Annotated in this window: 19 protein-coding genes, 1 tRNA gene, 2 pseudogenes and 1 other annotated feature; of the genes and pseudogenes, 10 read left to right on the top strand and 12 right to left on the bottom strand. The window is 38.1% G+C overall.

Annotation, left to right across the window (positions count from 1 at the left end):
- Nucleotides 1-106: 106 nt before the first annotated feature.
- The 8 genes from F6K13_RS00885 to F6K13_RS00920 form a co-directional block, all read right to left on the bottom strand.
- Nucleotides 107-280 (bottom strand): hypothetical protein, encoded by a 174-nt coding sequence (locus tag F6K13_RS00885; protein ID WP_161565141.1) that lies wholly within the window; start codon nt 278-280, stop codon nt 107-109.
- Between the two features lie 610 nt (nt 281-890).
- Complete coding sequence (locus tag F6K13_RS00890) at nt 891-1055, bottom strand: hypothetical protein (RefSeq protein WP_161565142.1); 165 nt, start codon at nt 1053-1055, stop codon at nt 891-893.
- A 202-nt stretch (nt 1056-1257) separates the two neighbouring features.
- Complete coding sequence (locus F6K13_RS00895; protein ID WP_287286673.1) at nt 1258-2103, bottom strand: alpha/beta fold hydrolase; 846 nt, start codon at nt 2101-2103, stop codon at nt 1258-1260.
- Nucleotides 2104-2211: 108 nt separating this feature from the next.
- Complete coding sequence (locus F6K13_RS00900) at nt 2212-2721, bottom strand: cupin domain-containing protein (RefSeq protein WP_287286674.1); 510 nt, start codon at nt 2719-2721, stop codon at nt 2212-2214.
- Nucleotides 2722-2836: 115 nt separating this feature from the next.
- Nucleotides 2837-3067 carry a hypothetical protein gene (locus F6K13_RS00905; protein WP_287286675.1) on the bottom strand — a complete coding sequence of 77 codons (231 nt, stop codon included), beginning with the start codon at nt 3065-3067 and terminating at the stop codon, nt 2837-2839.
- A gap of 249 nt (nt 3068-3316) precedes the next feature.
- Nucleotides 3317-3652 (bottom strand): ribulose bisphosphate carboxylase small subunit, encoded by a 336-nt coding sequence (locus F6K13_RS00910; RefSeq protein WP_287286677.1) that lies wholly within the window; start codon nt 3650-3652, stop codon nt 3317-3319.
- A 117-nt stretch (nt 3653-3769) separates the two neighbouring features.
- Entirely contained in the window at nt 3770-4150 is a 381-nt protein-coding gene (locus F6K13_RS00915; protein ID WP_287286678.1) for a chaperonin family protein RbcX, read from the bottom strand.
- Between the two features lie 138 nt (nt 4151-4288).
- Complete coding sequence (locus F6K13_RS00920; protein ID WP_124145527.1) at nt 4289-5719, bottom strand: form I ribulose bisphosphate carboxylase large subunit; 1431 nt, start codon at nt 5717-5719, stop codon at nt 4289-4291.
- 837 nt (nt 5720-6556) lie between these two features.
- On the opposite strand from F6K13_RS00920, the gene F6K13_RS00925 reads away from it, so the two are divergent.
- Nucleotides 6557-8392, top strand: coding sequence for a serine/threonine-protein kinase (locus tag F6K13_RS00925; protein ID WP_124155539.1), 1836 nt, complete (start codon nt 6557-6559; stop codon nt 8390-8392).
- A gap of 151 nt (nt 8393-8543) precedes the next feature.
- Here F6K13_RS00925 and F6K13_RS00930 read toward each other — a convergent pair whose 3' ends face one another.
- Nucleotides 8544-8768: a hypothetical protein gene (locus tag F6K13_RS00930; RefSeq protein WP_124145525.1), complete on the bottom strand. Its 225-nt coding sequence runs from the start codon at nt 8766-8768 to the stop codon at nt 8544-8546.
- A gap of 94 nt (nt 8769-8862) precedes the next feature.
- Nucleotides 8863-8955, bottom strand: a pseudogene (locus F6K13_RS00935) (50S ribosomal protein L19); the annotation flags it as partial.
- On the opposite strand from F6K13_RS00935, the pseudogene F6K13_RS00940 reads away from it, so the two are divergent.
- From F6K13_RS00940 to rplL, 8 genes and pseudogenes are all read left to right on the top strand, one after another.
- Nucleotides 8952-9122, top strand: a pseudogene (locus tag F6K13_RS00940) (50S ribosomal protein L19); the annotation flags it as partial. The pseudogenes F6K13_RS00935 and F6K13_RS00940 sit on opposite strands and share 4 nt — an antisense overlap.
- 100 nt (nt 9123-9222) lie before the next feature.
- Nucleotides 9223-9295, top strand: a tRNA-Trp gene (locus F6K13_RS00945).
- A gap of 405 nt (nt 9296-9700) precedes the next feature.
- Entirely contained in the window at nt 9701-9925 is a 225-nt protein-coding gene (secE, locus tag F6K13_RS00950; protein WP_124146810.1) for a preprotein translocase subunit SecE, read from the top strand.
- On the top strand, nt 9922-10596 hold the full coding sequence (gene nusG, locus F6K13_RS00955) for a transcription termination/antitermination protein NusG (protein WP_124146809.1): 675 nt from the start codon (nt 9922-9924) through the stop codon (nt 10594-10596). Before secE ends, nusG begins: the two co-directional genes overlap by 4 nt.
- Complete coding sequence (gene rplK / locus F6K13_RS00960) at nt 10596-11021, top strand: 50S ribosomal protein L11 (RefSeq protein ID WP_124146808.1); 426 nt, start codon at nt 10596-10598, stop codon at nt 11019-11021. The genes nusG and rplK overlap by 1 nt, the downstream gene beginning before the upstream one ends.
- A 115-nt stretch (nt 11022-11136) precedes the next feature.
- Entirely contained in the window at nt 11137-11853 is a 717-nt protein-coding gene (rplA, locus tag F6K13_RS00965) for a 50S ribosomal protein L1 (RefSeq protein WP_124146807.1), read from the top strand.
- Nucleotides 11854-12058: 205 nt separating this feature from the next.
- Nucleotides 12059-12247, top strand: a sequence feature (ribosomal protein L10 leader region).
- 13 nt (nt 12248-12260) lie between these two features.
- Nucleotides 12261-12833 carry a 50S ribosomal protein L10 gene (rplJ, locus tag F6K13_RS00970; RefSeq protein ID WP_124146806.1) on the top strand — a complete coding sequence of 191 codons (573 nt, stop codon included), beginning with the start codon at nt 12261-12263 and terminating at the stop codon, nt 12831-12833.
- Nucleotides 12834-12978: 145 nt separating this feature from the next.
- Complete coding sequence (gene rplL / locus F6K13_RS00975) at nt 12979-13383, top strand: 50S ribosomal protein L7/L12 (RefSeq protein WP_124146805.1); 405 nt, start codon at nt 12979-12981, stop codon at nt 13381-13383.
- Between the two features lie 295 nt (nt 13384-13678).
- On the opposite strand, the gene F6K13_RS00980 is transcribed toward rplL, so the two are convergent.
- Nucleotides 13679-13825, bottom strand: coding sequence for a hypothetical protein (locus F6K13_RS00980; RefSeq protein WP_205127505.1), 147 nt, complete (start codon nt 13823-13825; stop codon nt 13679-13681).
- A gap of 23 nt (nt 13826-13848) precedes the next feature.
- Nucleotides 13849-13992, bottom strand: coding sequence for a hypothetical protein (locus tag F6K13_RS00985; RefSeq protein ID WP_287286679.1), 144 nt, complete (start codon nt 13990-13992; stop codon nt 13849-13851).
- 124 nt (nt 13993-14116) lie between these two features.
- Between F6K13_RS00985 and folE the strand changes: the two genes are divergently transcribed.
- Entirely contained in the window at nt 14117-14830 is a 714-nt protein-coding gene (folE, locus tag F6K13_RS00990; RefSeq protein WP_124147691.1) for a GTP cyclohydrolase I FolE, read from the top strand.
- Nucleotides 14831-15016: the final 186 nt, after the last annotated feature.

The following is a 15016-nucleotide window of genomic DNA, read 5'->3' on the forward strand; positions in this document are numbered from 1 at the left end:
TTAGAATCAGAAATACTGGGCGATCGCTGAAAAAAATTATAGCGTTAGCGGAGCTTTGCGTCAGCAATCGCTCAGTATTTCTGATTCTATATCTATCCATAAAAACTTAAATAACCGTCATTTTAATTGCAGCATATTTGAGTTCAGATACTAGATATTTAGATAATAATTGATGTTTTAGTTGATAAATAGTTTTTCCCAGAATGTTTGCCATTTTTTTCAAATGATTCCAAACCAACATAGCACAAGCAATATGATTTATAGCGCTGTGTGCAGGCAACAGCTCATCTGGCAACAGCTCCGGAAGGGGGAATAAATTGCCGATCAGATAAGATTTTAGCTATTTTGCCCCTCCTGCAATTTGTAAATATACCAGCGCTCATTGCTATATTTGGATTTTTCTCAGACGACATTGACAGGAACCTAGGCCTGTTAATTGCTTAATTATGGCGTGAAATTATTCGATTTTCTATCTGGTTTGAGATTCAAATTCTACATCATCTTTACTGCATTAGCTCTCGTCATTAGTAGCAATATATTCTGCTGTGTTGGTAGAAACATTTACCCAGAAAGCTTGACTGTCTTGAGTGCGTCTTACATTCTGAGGAGACCTCAGAATTACGCACTCGCTTTTTTATTCCTTGGAAAACCTTTAATTTTAATTATTTTACCTGATATTTTTTCTGATTCATTCCAGCTTAATTCAGCAATTTTTTTATATTTTTCTACACCACCAGTGTCATCTACGTACGCGATTTACCTTGTAAGGGACAATAATAATTTTTTCCTAGGTTATCTATCAATGCCATTAATCTTTGTGTTGCATACCAACTATCCATTAATACAGTTTTAAATAGTAATTTCTTCTTTTTGACCACATTAAATATTATTTATTCAACATGATCTATTTTAGTTTTATTGTCACTATCTGGGTCGTAAATACGATAATCTTTTATCCAAAATAGTTCGGTTTTGGGATGAAAATATATACAATTAACTATTCCTATACTCAGAATTACTTGATGTACCGATACCACTATATTGTCGTCGCGCAAGTGCCTCTTTTCCTTCGGAATGCTTCGCAAACAGAGGAGCTTTGCTATCAATATAGGAGCAGGAATAAAGTTTTTTGCTTATTGCCAATTACAGGAGTTTTCCAATTAATAAGGTACAAAGTTTTATAACTCTAGGAAACAGGAAAAAGAATTAACAAGCTGTACCTCATTATCTAGGCAAAGTGCTATTATATCAATAATTTTACTGACGGCGATCGCCTATTGTCACATCGGTAATAAAATCCATCAATAAGCTATTAAATTTCTCTGGTGTTTCCCAATGTGGAGCGTGTCCCGCATTGGCAATAAATTCAATTCCTCCATTCCAAAGAGTGGGCATTTTCAATTCTGCTATATAATCAGCATTTACCAACTGCTCTTGTTCCCCATGAATAATCATTAAAGGAATCTTCATATTACCCACAATTTCAATCTCGTTTTGATAACCACCAGGGGTAATACTTGCACCTAAATTCCCACGCGCTTTGCCATCAGTTAAGGAAATATCTTCTAAGAAAAATTCAGGAATTTCTGCCATATCTGGTCTGAAAAAAGTCGTCACATACGCCAACATATCCTCTTGACTTAGTTCCGCAGTGAAACCCAACCTCAAAGATGGATGTGGCAAAAAAGCATTTTCTAGATCGGGAGGGTTGTCAGCAATGGGTGGCGTACCAAAAATAACAATACCTTGTGCATCAGTGAGGCGATCGCTAGCTTCCAAAAGAATATGTCCCCCTAGACTCCAACCTACAAAAATTGCATTAGAAGCATCTAAAGCTTTAGCTACTTCAACAACGGTATCAGCATAACCAGGGAGAGTGTAAGTTATTTCTGGGTTAGCAGCTACATCTGAAAGTCCATGACCTGGTAAGTCCATCGCGATTAAACGATATGTCTCACCCAGTTCACCCTGTAATTGATGTAGGTAAGAGCGTCCCGATGAAGAGTTACCATGAACTAGGAAAATAGTTTGCTCCTTACCTGAACTTTCATAGTAAGCGATATTTTGGGTGCTAATTTCGACTTTTTGTGGTGTTAGTTCCATTTTATATCGAAACATTATAGTACAAATAAATTTTTACATTTTGCCGTAGAAAAGTAGAAAGTCTTGTTTGAGAGCTGGGCGATCGCTATTATCGTTCAATAAGTCCTGTTAAATTCTTGTCATTTTCTCAATCAGAGACTGATGTTGGGGATAAAGCTTAGTTAATTCCTCTTGCTTGGCCAACTCAAAATCATTAAAATCAAAACCGGGATGTACTGTACAGTCCACCAGTGCATAAGATTGAGCATCGTTCACCGTCGAGCCAAACCAAGATCCTGCTTTAACTAAGGCTTGAAACACTTCACCTTCCTCAAAATTATCACCGAGGTTGATGGGATAATAATTTCCCGATTCCTCAATAACATGAACCGTTAGTGAAGTTCCTGCATAAAAATGCCATAACTCATCAGATTCGAGGCGATGAAGCGCCGAAAAATCAGTTCCCTCTAATAAAAAATAGATGGCTGTTGCAACACTACGATCGCCTTCAAATCGTTTGGGTAGATTTTCCTGGGCTATTTTTTCCTCGCAACGATAAGTCTCTTTGTAGTAACCTCCTTCTGGATGTTTTGTAAGTCCAAGCTTTTCAATCCAATAGCTGGCGTTTTTGGTTGACATATACTTTTTTCTGCAAAATTACAACTTTGAATCTTAACACAGTTTGCTACAATAGCACTGAACTAAGCATTTGGACACCTTACATATTAGCGATTTTCCATTATTCCCTATGTGGCTAAAATTGTATCGGGCGGCTCTTGTCATCAAGTGCCTTCCAAAACAGATTGATATCTTCAGTTTTGATTTTTTGTGCCATGCGATAAACCCCAGGTTCTATTGCTTTTTCCGTTGTTGCCAGTTTCACCAATCCCAACAATTGCATCGTGACAATGGGATCGATATATTCGGTTTTTACTCCTTTCTCATGTTTGGCAAAAAAGTTGATTACAAAGCCATTGGCTAACAATACTAATCGTTTCGACTGCCCATTAAACATCAGTTAGGACATTTATAAATTATCAAACTCAGTCGGAGATTACTTTTAACTTTTGACTTGCGCGTAGTGCTATATCAGTGACAATTGGTTTTTCCAACTCACAGAAACGTTCCATCGAACGTCTTTACATTCTAGACAATTTAGCGGACTGATACAAAAAAATAGTGGAGCAGACAAGCTTACCTACCCCACTATAACTAAATTAATTTAGCGATGAATTTAGTATCTTCTTTGATTTGGCTTATGTACGATGAAGCTCAATACCTGACACTGCTTCACGTTATCAAAACCCATAACCCGAATAAAGCAATCTGGATTTTCAGAACGGCAAGCATCGATCTCAGTTAAAACTTCTTGAACTGTTTTAGCATGGAATAGAGGTAACTTCCACAAAGTCCAGTAGTGCATTTCTGGTGCAGAAGACTCACTGAATTCTACACCAGCGATGAAACCTTGCTCCAAAATGTATTCAAGTTGCTTACGAGTTTGCCCTTCAGTCAGAGGAGGCAAATAAGAAAGGGTTTCGTAACGACGCTCTTTTGGTAATGTTCTCATTGATTTTTTTACTGCTTAATAAATGTGCAAGGGAGCCAAATTTTGAATCAATCAAGATTTTATATCTCAGCCCCCCGGTCTCTCCGTAGAGGAATTTTTAACCGCAAATTTTCGTGGCTAATCTGTTTGTTGCTCTGGATCTAAACTAGGGTCAGCTATTTCCAGTTGCGTTATCTTCTCAAGATACTGACGGCGATGTTCCATATTATCTTTCTGAATACCACTGCGAAGCATTTCTGGCAAATACTCAGCTACTTCCTCTGCTAAATGTTCTCGAACGGTCATCACTCTGAATGCTAATTCTTTATTTTCCTGGAGCAACTCTTGTAGGTAAGCTTCTCCATCTTGAATTTTGCCTGTTGAGGAAAAACCACTTAACCAAATTGCTAAGGGAGGGTTCGTCTCTCGTAACTGAGCAGTTACAGTCCGCACAGCTTGATAGGTCAGGTAGCTCGTCAGTACCTTTGCAGTATCTTTCGCAACTTTTTTAATATCCATTTTTGACCCCAGCCTGAATATTGTTGTTAGAATTTAGATTTTAGATTGAGGATCTATCTCATCCTTAGCAGACAAGTGTTACATATATATTTCACAATTGCCATCTAAAATCTAAAATCCCACATCTCAAAGACAGACTTAGAGGGTATCCATTGCCTCGAACTCGAACTTGATTTCTTTCCATAGTTCGCAAGCAACGGCCAAGTCAGGAGACCACTTAGCAGCTTCACGGATGACATCGCCACCTTCTTTGAAGAGGTTACGACCTTCATTACGAGCTTGGATACAAGCTTCTAGAGCTACACGGTTAGCTGTTGCACCAGGAGCATTACCCCAAGGGTGACCCAAAGTACCACCACCGAATTGTAGGCAGGAATCATCACCAAAGATTTCAACCAAAGCTGGCATATGCCAAACGTGAATACCACCAGAAGCAACTGGCATTACACCAGGCATGGATGCCCAATCTTGAGTGAAGTAAATACCACGTTCGCGGTCTTGCTCAATGTGGTCTTCCCGCATCAAGTCAACAAATCCCATAGTGATACCTTTTTCACCTTCAAGCTTACCAACCACAGTACCAGAGTGTAGGTGGTCTCCACCAGACATTCTCAAGCACTTAGCCAAAACGCGGAAGTGAATACCGTGAGCTTTCTGACGGTCAATTACAGCGTGCATTGCTCGGTGGATGTGTAATAAAACACCGTTACGACGACACCATTTGGCCAAAGTTGTATTTGCAGTAAAACCACCAGTTAGGTAGTCGTGCATGATGATTGGAGTGCCAATTTCTTTAGCAAACTCAGCACGCTCCATCATTTGTTCAACGGTGGGGGCAGTTACGTTCAGGTAGTGGCCCTTAATTTCACCAGTTTCAGCTTGGGCCTTTTCAATAGCTTCTTGTACAAACAGGAAGCGATCGCGCCAGCGCATGAAAGGTTGAGAGTTAATATTTTCGTCATCCTTTGTGAAGTCTAAACCACCGCGCAAGCATTCATAAACTGCTCTACCGTAGTTCTTAGCAGATAGACCCAACTTAGGCTTAATAGTACAACCTAATAGAGGACGACCATACTTGTTTAATTTGTCACGTTCAACAGTAATACCGTGAGGAGGACCTTCAAAAGTCTTGAGATAAGCTACTGGAATCCGCATATCTTCCAGACGTAGCGCCCGTAGTGCTTTGAAACCAAATACGTTACCTACAATAGAGGTCAACATATTAGTTACAGAACCTTCCTCAAACAAATCTAGAGGATAAGCTACATAGCAAATATATTGATTATCTTCGCCAGGAACGGATTCAATATCATAACAACGACCTTTGTAGCGATCGAGGTCAGTCAACAAGTCAGTCCATACTGTTGTCCAAGTACCAGTAGAAGATTCAGCAGCTACCGCAGCACCAGCTTCTTCTGGAGGAACTCCAGGCTGAGGAGTCATACGGAAGGCTGCCAGAACATCTGTATCTTTTGGTATGTAATCAGGGGTGTAATAAGTTAGTTTATAGTCTTTTACTCCAGCCTGATACCCAGACTTAGACTGAGTTTGTGTTTTAGCGTAACTCATATATTCTTTCCTAAGAATCTATTCACTTTTCTGCTATACAGCATACTATTTTAGATAATATCAAGAATTAGAACTTTTCCACTTTAAAGATTATTTTTTTATTAATAACTTTTTTTAATCTATTTGTTACATTTGTTAATTTTATCGCCATAATCATTTAAAATAAATCAAGTGAATAATTGCTCATTGACAAAAAAACACAAATATGCAAAGTAAAAACAATTTTAATTATCCCAGATTAAATATTGAACAAATACAGGGGATCGTAAAAAAACGAGAGATTCACCAAAAGTGCAAGATTTGAGTAGTGAACTAATAAGGAAAAAACTTGACTATAATTTTATGTAGAAATTATTGCTAGTATCAAAATAATATAATTACTTTTTCCAGAAAAAATCAGCACTTAATACAAGAAAAAATCGGTAAATTAATTTTTCTAGAGCGCTAATTATTCAGCACCTTTCTATCGATAACTAATACCACTATCGGACTCAAGTAATCTACATTTAACTTGCATTTTTGTCTGCAAAATAAAAATAATTAGACCTAATGGGACTTACACAAAATCAAGCCAGAAAATAGGATCAAATATAGATGGGCAGAGGCTTTTACATCAAAAAGGCATAATTCCTGAATCAGCAGGGGTTCTAGCCATTTTTAAGGCATCGAGGTAATTCCCTTGTCTAGACTGAATTTGACGCATTTTTTCTACGATAAAATGTCTGAGTACCACTAATTATCCTTAAGCTAAAGCGACATGGTTTTCAAGAAGAGCGAACTTTTAAGATAAAAATATAAGTAATTTTCCTATTGTCCTCAATTCATATCTAACTGTAGATGACTGTACATCAGTCTGTTTTATCAAAAGTCCACTGTATCAACCCCCATTGTCTAAGTCCAATCCAGCCATGGGGAAATAACTTTTGTCAAAGCTGTGGAACCCCACTTCTCATTAACGATCGCTACATTCCCCTGCGAAAATTAAGCGCTGGTGGATTTGCGAAAATCTACATTATTTGGGACCAAGAAACTCAAACCGAACGTATTCTGAAAGTATTGTTAGAAAGCTCTCCCAAAGCACTCGAACTATTTGACCAAGAAGCTTGGGTACTTGCCAGTATCCGCCATTCAGGTATTCCTAGAGTCGAAACAGGAGACTATTTTCACCTACGCAAGCGAAATAGTCAGCCAGCAGTTGGCCACTCTAGTCAATGGTTTCTCCCATGCCTAGTCATGGAAAAAATTGATGGTTGTACCCTAGAAGAAATTCTGGAACAATATCCCCAAGGATGTCCAGATTTCTATGTAATCAATTGGCTTTCCCAAGCGGTAGAAATTTTATGGGAATTACACCGCCGGAAAATTATTCACAGGGACATAAAACCTTCTAATTTAATGTTGCGGGAAATCCAACCTTCAACTTTGACAAAATCTTCTTTATCCTATTCTTTTCATCATCAACGAAAAAAAAGAGGTCAACTGGTCATAATTGACTTCGGTGGGGTAAAACAAATTAGTAGTTATAGAATCCAACCTAGAGAAACTGTAGCAAAACGCAGCACAACCAGATTAGTATCTCCTGGATATAGTCCTCCAGAACAAATTAATGGGGGTGAAATTGGCCCATTCACAGATTTTTATGCTTTGGGCCGTACTTGTATTCATTTACTAACTGGTCAATATCCAGCAGAATTGGAGGACCCCTTAACAGGTAAGCTAAAGTGGCGTCAACTTAAGCCAGTTCATCCAGCTTTGGCTAATTTACTTGATGATATGGTGAGTTTAGATGCGGCCCAACGACCAGCAACAGCAGCAGAAGTGCAAGTCCGTTTAGCTAAAATTTATCGACGGCAAAAGAGGTCTCTGAGAATATATTTGTTAGCTACATTAGCTACAACTGTTAAAAATTCATTAATAGCTCTGTTGAAAAATCTCAGTGAGAATATTAATAGGTTATTTTTTACGCTGTCTAAAATTTTTCATCAAATAGTTTCAGGATGTGTAGATACAATTTGGGAAATGGTGTTGGGGGCAATTGGGGGAAGTATTGGGGCAACATTCGGATTAATTTTTGCTTATTGGTCAGGAATAGGCGATCGCCTCGCTAGTATATTTACTAATCTAATTTTTCTTGTGTGGGATGTTCCCCTAAATATTGGTCCGGAAATACTTGTCTTTGGTTTAGCTGGTTTGGGAACGGGAGTTGGTTTAACGGATGTGGGAGGTTTAGGTCAACGTCGTCGTTATGGGTTGGCTGCATTTATGGGAATTATTGGTTACATTTTAGGAGGGTTATGTTGGCAATTTTCCCAAGTTGGTAGTAGTGTCTATACGACAAAAGAAGATTTAATTATCCTAGAAATTATGGGTAAATTATCTGTGGGGGTAGCTACTGGTGTTGTTACTCTAGGACTTGGTTTAAGAAAGCATAACTTTATTTATGCTTTTATAGTTGCTAGTTTGACGGCAATAGTTTTTTTGGGTTTGGAGCAATTAAATATTTTTCCAGAGTTATTTTTACAGTTTACTTTTATGAATCACAGTCAACCTAATTTATTAGAATTTTTTACAAGTATAACTTTTTTCAGTTTGTTAGGTTGTATCAGTGGTTTTTGTTTGGGTGTTAGTCATTATGTGATTATTCCTCTTTTACGTTGGTTAGGTTTACGATAAGTAGAGCGAGCGTCGCCTAAAATTTGGTTTGTTTAGCAGTAGGGATATAGGGAGCGATCGCTCTTGTTTAAGAGTTGGGAGATTGGGAGATGAGGGAGCGAAGCGTTTCGAGAATAAAGACATAATCTCCAAATGCTTCACATTTTCTATATCAGGATGTACCTTCCTGTTTTTTCTTAGCTAAAGCTTCTTTGATTTTTTTCTCTGCCTCCTCTTTTTCTTCTGGAGTTAAGGGTCTTGATGCTGGGGTAACGTTAATTCGTGCTTTTTTAATGGAGTTAATAGATTCAAGTAGTTCGCTTAGTGCGACTTCTTCTTTTCCTTGACGTGCTGCTCTCATAGCTGCATCTATAACAGCATTTTTGGGGTTGCACATTATGGAATGATATTGCCAAAAATTGGTTTAGATTTTGACTAAAAATAACCATTAATTAATCATTCTAGCAATTGATTAATCCACAATCCAATTCTATCAAAAATATCAAATCATTCTGGAAAACACGACGAACTGTAATAGTTTCATTGATTCCTCCATTCCGCATGGAGATTACAGTACCTTCGTGTTTTCCAGGGTGTAGGAGTAGAAAGGGTATTTCTGCTCCATTCTCCTAGAATTGCTAGTATAAAACTAATCCGTCGAGGTAAGGTGCGTAGAGCTAAACTTTACTACTTGAGAGAACGTATTGGTAAGGCCACCCGTGTCAAGCAAAGATTCGATCGTCCTTTATAGTCTCCAAGATGGTTTAAGAAATTATTTGGAACTTGATGAAAAGTTATGTTATACTAGATCAAGTAGAGGTCATTAAGATTTAATCTAAGGCCTCAACTATGCGCTCTTAGTTCAGTTGGTAGAACGCAGGTCTCCAAAACCTGATGTCGGGGGTTCGAGTCCTCCAGGGCGCGCTTAATACTTAAAGTTAATCAAGATATTCTTTCATCGTAGATATTTTTATATCTACCCAAATTAACCAATAATATTTTTGTATAGAGAATTTTTACTAAGGCAAAGGTTTCCTAATTATTTCTATGCGAATTTTACTGCTGTCGCTGACATCAAAAGCAGTTATTAATTGCGGACAATATTTGTGCTATAGTAAGTAGATTGCTGAGACTCCAGTGTATAAATGTAATATTATCAGAATCTTCCTTGAGATTCTAAGTCGTACCGATGAACTAAGAATCTGAATCTATAAAACAACCATTAGCAATAGTATTTGGGAAGACTATACAGTAAATACAGTAAAAAATCCCAACAATTAAGTATAAGTAAATAAATTGAAAATCCAAAACTTAGGGAGATAAGTTATTGTGGCCAAAAAAGAGGAAGTTAGAGTACAAGAAAACAAGGAAAGTTTCCAGCTTCTAGCTTTTTTCAAAGAAACAAAAGAAGAACTAGATAAAGTAGTATGGCCAAGCAGAGAGCAGCTCATCAGTGAGTCTGTTGCTGTACTGTTAATGGTTATTCTCTCGGCAACAATCATTTATCTAGTAGATGAGTTCTTTAGTTGGGCAGCTGGGGTGGTGTTTGGATGAAATTATATCCTGAAGAAACACAAGACACAACGCAATCAAACCAGGGGGAAGAAAAGCCCAGAGAGTTTCTCAAAGGAGAATTACGATGGTATGCAGTACAAGTTGCCTCTGGTTGCGAAAAACGAGTTAAGGCTAATTTAACCCAGCGTATTCAAACTCTTGATGTTGCAGATAAAATATTTAAAATAGAAATACCTCATACACCCGCAGTTAGGCTTCGTAAAGATGGCAGTCGCCAACATAGTGAAGAAAAAGTTTTTCCTGGCTATGTATTAGTACAAATGAGGCTAAATTGGATAGAGGAACAAAAAAAATGGACAATTGATGACGAAGCATGGCAGGTTGTCAAAAGTACCCCACATGTGATTAACTTTGTAGGGGCTGAACAAAAGCGTCGCTATGGAAGGGGTCGTGGTCATGTTAAGCCGTTACCACTGAGTCCTTCAGAAGTAGAAAGAGTCTTTAAACGAGCTCAAGAGCAAGACCCAATGCTCAAGGTGACAGTGGCAGAAGGAGATCATATTACAGTTCTCTCAGGGCCATTCAAAGAGTTTGAAGGTGATGTAATTGAAGTAAGTCCAGAAAGAGGTAAATTGAAAGCGCTATTATCCATTTTTGGACGAGATACGCCAGTAGAATTAGAATTTAATCAGGTAGAAAAGCATAAATAATGGCAAAAAAAGTCGTGGCGCTGATCAAGTTGGCTATTACGGCGGGAAAGGCTAACCCTTCTCCGCCTATAGGTCCTGCTTTAGGTCAGCATGGTGTGAATATTATGGCGTTTTGTAAAGAGTATAACGCCAAAACTGTAGACCAAGCTGGTACAGTAGTTCCAGTAGAAATCTCGGTTTATGAAGACCGTAGTTTTACTTTTGTTCTGAAAACCCCTCCTGCAGCAGTCTTAATTAAAAAAGCAGCAGGTGTAGAACGTGGTTCAAGTGAACCAAATCGTACAAAGGTAGGCTCAATTACAAAAGCTCAATTGCAAGAAATAGCCCAAACAAAAATGCCAGACCTCAATGCTAATGACATTGAAGCTGCAATGAAAATTGTAGGAGGCACAGCTAGAAATATGGGTATTACTATTGCGGATTGATTTGATTAATTAATCCAATTCCCAAATATCTGTATTCTAAAGTAGAAATAGAAACAAAAGTAAATTGATATTAGGGGGAGAAGCAGAGCTTCGTTAAGTACCCCAGGAGAATAAAATGCCAAAAAAAGTCTCTCGTAGATTAGAAGAACTGAGAAAAAAAGTAGAAGAGCGACCTTATGAACCTGAAGAGGCGCTTCAAGTTTTAAAAGAAACAGCTACAGCAAAATTTTCAGAAGCAGCAGAAGCTCATATTCGCTTAGGGATTGATCCTAAGTATACAGATCAACAGCTACGAACTACAGTGGCCTTACCCAAAGGAACTGGTCAAACCGTCCGAATTGCAGTCATTGCCAAAGGTGAAAAAGTTAACGAGGCTCTGGCCGCAGGAGCTGACTTAGCTGGATCGGAGGAGCTAATTGAAGAAATTAGCAAAGGGATGATGGATTTTGATACCTTGATCGCTACACCTGATGTGATGCCTAAAGTAGCTAAACTAGGGCGTTTATTAGGACCGAGAGGTTTAATGCCATCTCCTAAAGGCGGTACTGTAACTTTCGATCTGGCACAAGCTATTGACGAGTTTAAGGCAGGTAAGTTAGAATTTAGAGCCGACCGCACAGGTATAGTTCACGTTATGTTTGGTAAAGCTTCTTTTTCTGTAGAAGATTTGCTGATCAACTTAAAGGCTTTACAAGATTGTATTGACCGTAACCGTCCTTCTGGTGCAAAAGGTCGCTATTGGCGTAGTATATATGTATCAGCAACAATGGGACCATCAATTGAAATTGAAGTTAGTGCCCTGCGGGATCTAAAATTAACAGCAGAAGCTTAATCTATATTAAATAAGTGGTCAGCTTTCAGCAGATTTTTTTTGAGATGCCTTCGTTTGCGGAGCATTCCGGAACGGAAAGGATATTTTAACTTGTCCAAGGGCTATCCGGCAGGTTGGAAACCGGGTATTTTTACCCAAAGCAATAAAAGCTGATGGCTAATGGCTAATCGCTGATAGCTAGTTAAATAAGATTTCTCAAGCTAAAATAATTAAAATCAAAGAGCTTAAGACAGCAGGTGCTAATAGCTTAATTTCCTGCCGAGGTTCAAGGATTAACAATTCAAAAACAGGTATAAGGGATTTTTGTCGAAATCTTTAATAAGTTACTTGTTTTGGATTCATAATTCTTTGCCCTGGCAGATAGTATAATCCGCCAGGGTTTTTGGTTTGTCAAGGAGGTGATAAATATGGGCAAAACGAAGGAACAAAAACAAGAGATGTTGGCAGACATCAAGCAAAACTTGAGTGAAAGTCAGCTAGCACTTGTAGTTGATTATCACGGACTATCCGTGGCAGAAATTACAGACCTGCGTAGACGACTACTGCCTACTGGTAGCTGTTGCTCTGTAGCTAAAAATTCTCTGATGGGAATAGCAGTTAAAGAAGATGCCAACTGGCAACCTATGGAACAGTTGTTGGCAGGATCTAATGCTTTCCTATTCCTAAAAGATGATATCGGCGGTGCTATCAAGGCGTACCAAGAATTCCAAAAAACCACCAAAAAAACAGAATTTAAGGGTGGTGTGATGGAAGGGCGACTCCTGACTCAAGATCAGGTTAAAGCGATCGCCGATCTACCATCTAAGGAAGAGTTACTTGCTAAAGTGGCTGGTGCTCTCAACAGTATAGCTACTAAGTTGGCTGTTGGTCTAAATGCTGTACCTACTCAACTTGCCACTGGTATTAATGAGGTTCCAGCTTCTGTAAATAGAGCTATTAAAGCAATTTCAGAAAAAGAACAACAAGGCGATGGTGCCTAACACAAACAACATGAATTTTTGACTAATATCCTATCAGTTTTATTATGAGAATAATTCCAGTAATTTAACTATATTAAAGGTAATAAAAAAGTCTAAATTCTAGCGAAAAAATAACTACAAACTAACAAAAAATAGGAGATTACTAATGTCTGCAAAAACCGACGAAATTCTAGAACAACTTAAGTCTCTTTCTTTGCTCGAAGCATCTGAATTAGTTTCACAAATAGAAGAAGCTTTTGGTGTTAGTGCTGCTGCTCCTGCTGGTGGCATGATGATGCCTATGGGTATGCCTGGTCCTGGAGGTGCTGCTGCTCCTGCGGAAGAAGCTGAAGAACAAACTGAGTTTGATGCAATTCTTGAAGAGTTTCCTTCAGATAAGAAAATTGCTATTCTTAAAGTGGTTCGTGCCATTACAGGTTTGGGTCTGAAAGAAGCAAAAGATTTGGTAGAGTCTGCACCTAAGCCAATTAAAGAAGGTATTGCTAAAGAAGCTGCTGAAGATATTAAGAAGCAATTAGAAGATGCAGGAGCTAAGGTGACAGTTAAATAGTTATCTTTGGGAAAATATTTAGTGAATAATATTCACTATAACATTAGACAAATTTCTCTATAAACTTAGAGAATGTTGATATTTTTTTTACAGCCTGTATCATTGATATGGGCTGTTTTATCTGAAAATTATAGCGGTCTTGATTAAAATTAAAATTCCGCACGACAAAATATAGTACATGAATTTGGAAAAAACTTGAGACAGCAGTTTTTATCTTTTATCTTTGTTGTAAAATAATAGGTAATCTATCTTCGCCCCCACCAATAATAACCACTTTTGTATTAGGAGAAGCTGCTCACTTTTCAGTAGCTTCAATAGCTTTTAACTTCAAGACTTGTTCAGTTAATCCTTGAGAAAGTAATTTTTGAGCATTTGCCATACCTTGAGCTTCTATTTTTTTTCGTTCTGCCTCTTGACGTGCTTTTTCTAATTCAAATTGCATTCGCTGGCTTTCTTGTTCTGCCTTTAATTTTTCTTGAATTGCTTGTTGAATATTTCTAGGTAATTAAATATCTCTGAACAAGCTGACTCAACTATAAAACCCAAAGGATTTAACTCTTGAGTAAGTTTTTCAAGTAAACTGTTGGCTATACCATTCTCATAGTTCATTGCTAATTAATAACTAAAACTGATTACCACCAATGAACAGAGAGCTGTGATCTAAGCTAAATGGCCTAGCAAAAGTTAGGTCAAGATACAACTTGCTTTTTTTTTAATCTGATCCGGATCTATTATGACTCAAACTTTTTCCAACGCTTCCAATAACACAATTAGCACCAATGGTGTTAAAACTTCTACAAATGGTATTTCTCACCGACCTGACCGCAGCTCCTCATCTAATGGTCAACCGATTAAACAACAACCTCCTGCTACAGAGACCAATGAAGCAATGATGGAGGCAGTACGAACAATGTTACTATCAGTAGGAGAAAACCCTGAACGAGAAGGCTTACTCAAAACTCCTAAGCGGGTTGCAGAAGCAATGCGATTCCTCACTCAAGGCTATAATCAATCCCTTGAAGAAATTGTCAATAATGCCATTTTTGACGAAGGTCATAACGAAATGGTTCTAGTTAGAGATATCAATCTTTTTAGTCTTTGTGAACATCATATGTTACCATTTATGGGAAAAGCTCATGTAGCTTATATTCCCAATCAAAAAGTAGTAGGTCTTAGTAAGCTAGCTCGGATTGTGGAAATGTATTCCCGTAGATTGCAAGTTCAGGAGCGACTCAACCGTCAAATTGCTGAGGCAATTCAACAAGTTTTAGAACCAAAAGGTGTTGCAGTTGTCATAGAAGCTACTCATACCTCTATGGTAATGCGAGGAGTACAAAAACCTGGGTCTTGGACTGTTACCAGTGCTATGCTTGGTTTATTTGAAGAAGATCAGAAAGTTAGAGAGGAATACCTGAGCTTAATTCGCCATCAACCTGCATTCTTTTAACTAGCTAGTGTCGCTACGCGGAATTTAAAAGTCAGCGGAAGTCAAAAGTCAAAAGTCAAAAGTCAAGAGTATTGATTGGTAAGGCTTTTAGGATTTTGTAACTGGTTAGTTATTTCTGCCATCCTGCACTACTAACTGAATACCCTGGGAATAAGGAAGCAACTTTTCTTATTTCCCTCTTCTTTT

It is taken from the genome of Okeania sp. SIO2B9 (assembly GCF_010672505.1).
GTDB classification, from domain to species: Bacteria; Cyanobacteriota; Cyanobacteriia; order Cyanobacteriales; family Microcoleaceae; genus Okeania; species Okeania hirsuta.

Excerpts from the sequence above, each read along its gene's own strand:
- F6K13_RS00895 (WP_287286673.1), bottom strand. The coding sequence starts at position 2,103 with ATGGAACTAACACCACAAAAAGTCGAAATTAGCACCCAAAATATCGCT.
- F6K13_RS00900 (WP_287286674.1), bottom strand. The coding sequence starts at position 2,721 with ATGTCAACCAAAAACGCCAGCTATTGGATTGAAAAGCTTGGACTTACA.
- F6K13_RS00910 (WP_287286677.1), bottom strand. The coding sequence starts at position 3,652 with ATGAGAACATTACCAAAAGAGCGTCGTTACGAAACCCTTTCTTATTTG.
- F6K13_RS00915 (WP_287286678.1), bottom strand. The coding sequence starts at position 4,150 with ATGGATATTAAAAAAGTTGCGAAAGATACTGCAAAGGTACTGACGAGC.
- F6K13_RS00920 (WP_124145527.1), bottom strand. The coding sequence starts at position 5,719 with ATGAGTTACGCTAAAACACAAACTCAGTCTAAGTCTGGGTATCAGGCT.
- F6K13_RS00925 (WP_124155539.1), top strand. The coding sequence starts at position 6,557 with ATGACTGTACATCAGTCTGTTTTATCAAAAGTCCACTGTATCAACCCC.
- F6K13_RS00930 (WP_124145525.1), bottom strand. The coding sequence starts at position 8,768 with ATGTGCAACCCCAAAAATGCTGTTATAGATGCAGCTATGAGAGCAGCA.
- nusG (WP_124146809.1), top strand. The coding sequence starts at position 9,922 with ATGAAATTATATCCTGAAGAAACACAAGACACAACGCAATCAAACCAG.
- rplK (WP_124146808.1), top strand. The coding sequence starts at position 10,596 with ATGGCAAAAAAAGTCGTGGCGCTGATCAAGTTGGCTATTACGGCGGGA.
- rplA (WP_124146807.1), top strand. The coding sequence starts at position 11,137 with ATGCCAAAAAAAGTCTCTCGTAGATTAGAAGAACTGAGAAAAAAAGTA.
- rplJ (WP_124146806.1), top strand. The coding sequence starts at position 12,261 with ATGGGCAAAACGAAGGAACAAAAACAAGAGATGTTGGCAGACATCAAG.
- rplL (WP_124146805.1), top strand. The coding sequence starts at position 12,979 with ATGTCTGCAAAAACCGACGAAATTCTAGAACAACTTAAGTCTCTTTCT.
- F6K13_RS00980 (WP_205127505.1), bottom strand. The coding sequence starts at position 13,825 with ATGCAATTTGAATTAGAAAAAGCACGTCAAGAGGCAGAACGAAAAAAA.
- F6K13_RS00985 (WP_287286679.1), bottom strand. The coding sequence starts at position 13,992 with ATGAACTATGAGAATGGTATAGCCAACAGTTTACTTGAAAAACTTACT.
- folE (WP_124147691.1), top strand. The coding sequence starts at position 14,117 with ATGACTCAAACTTTTTCCAACGCTTCCAATAACACAATTAGCACCAAT.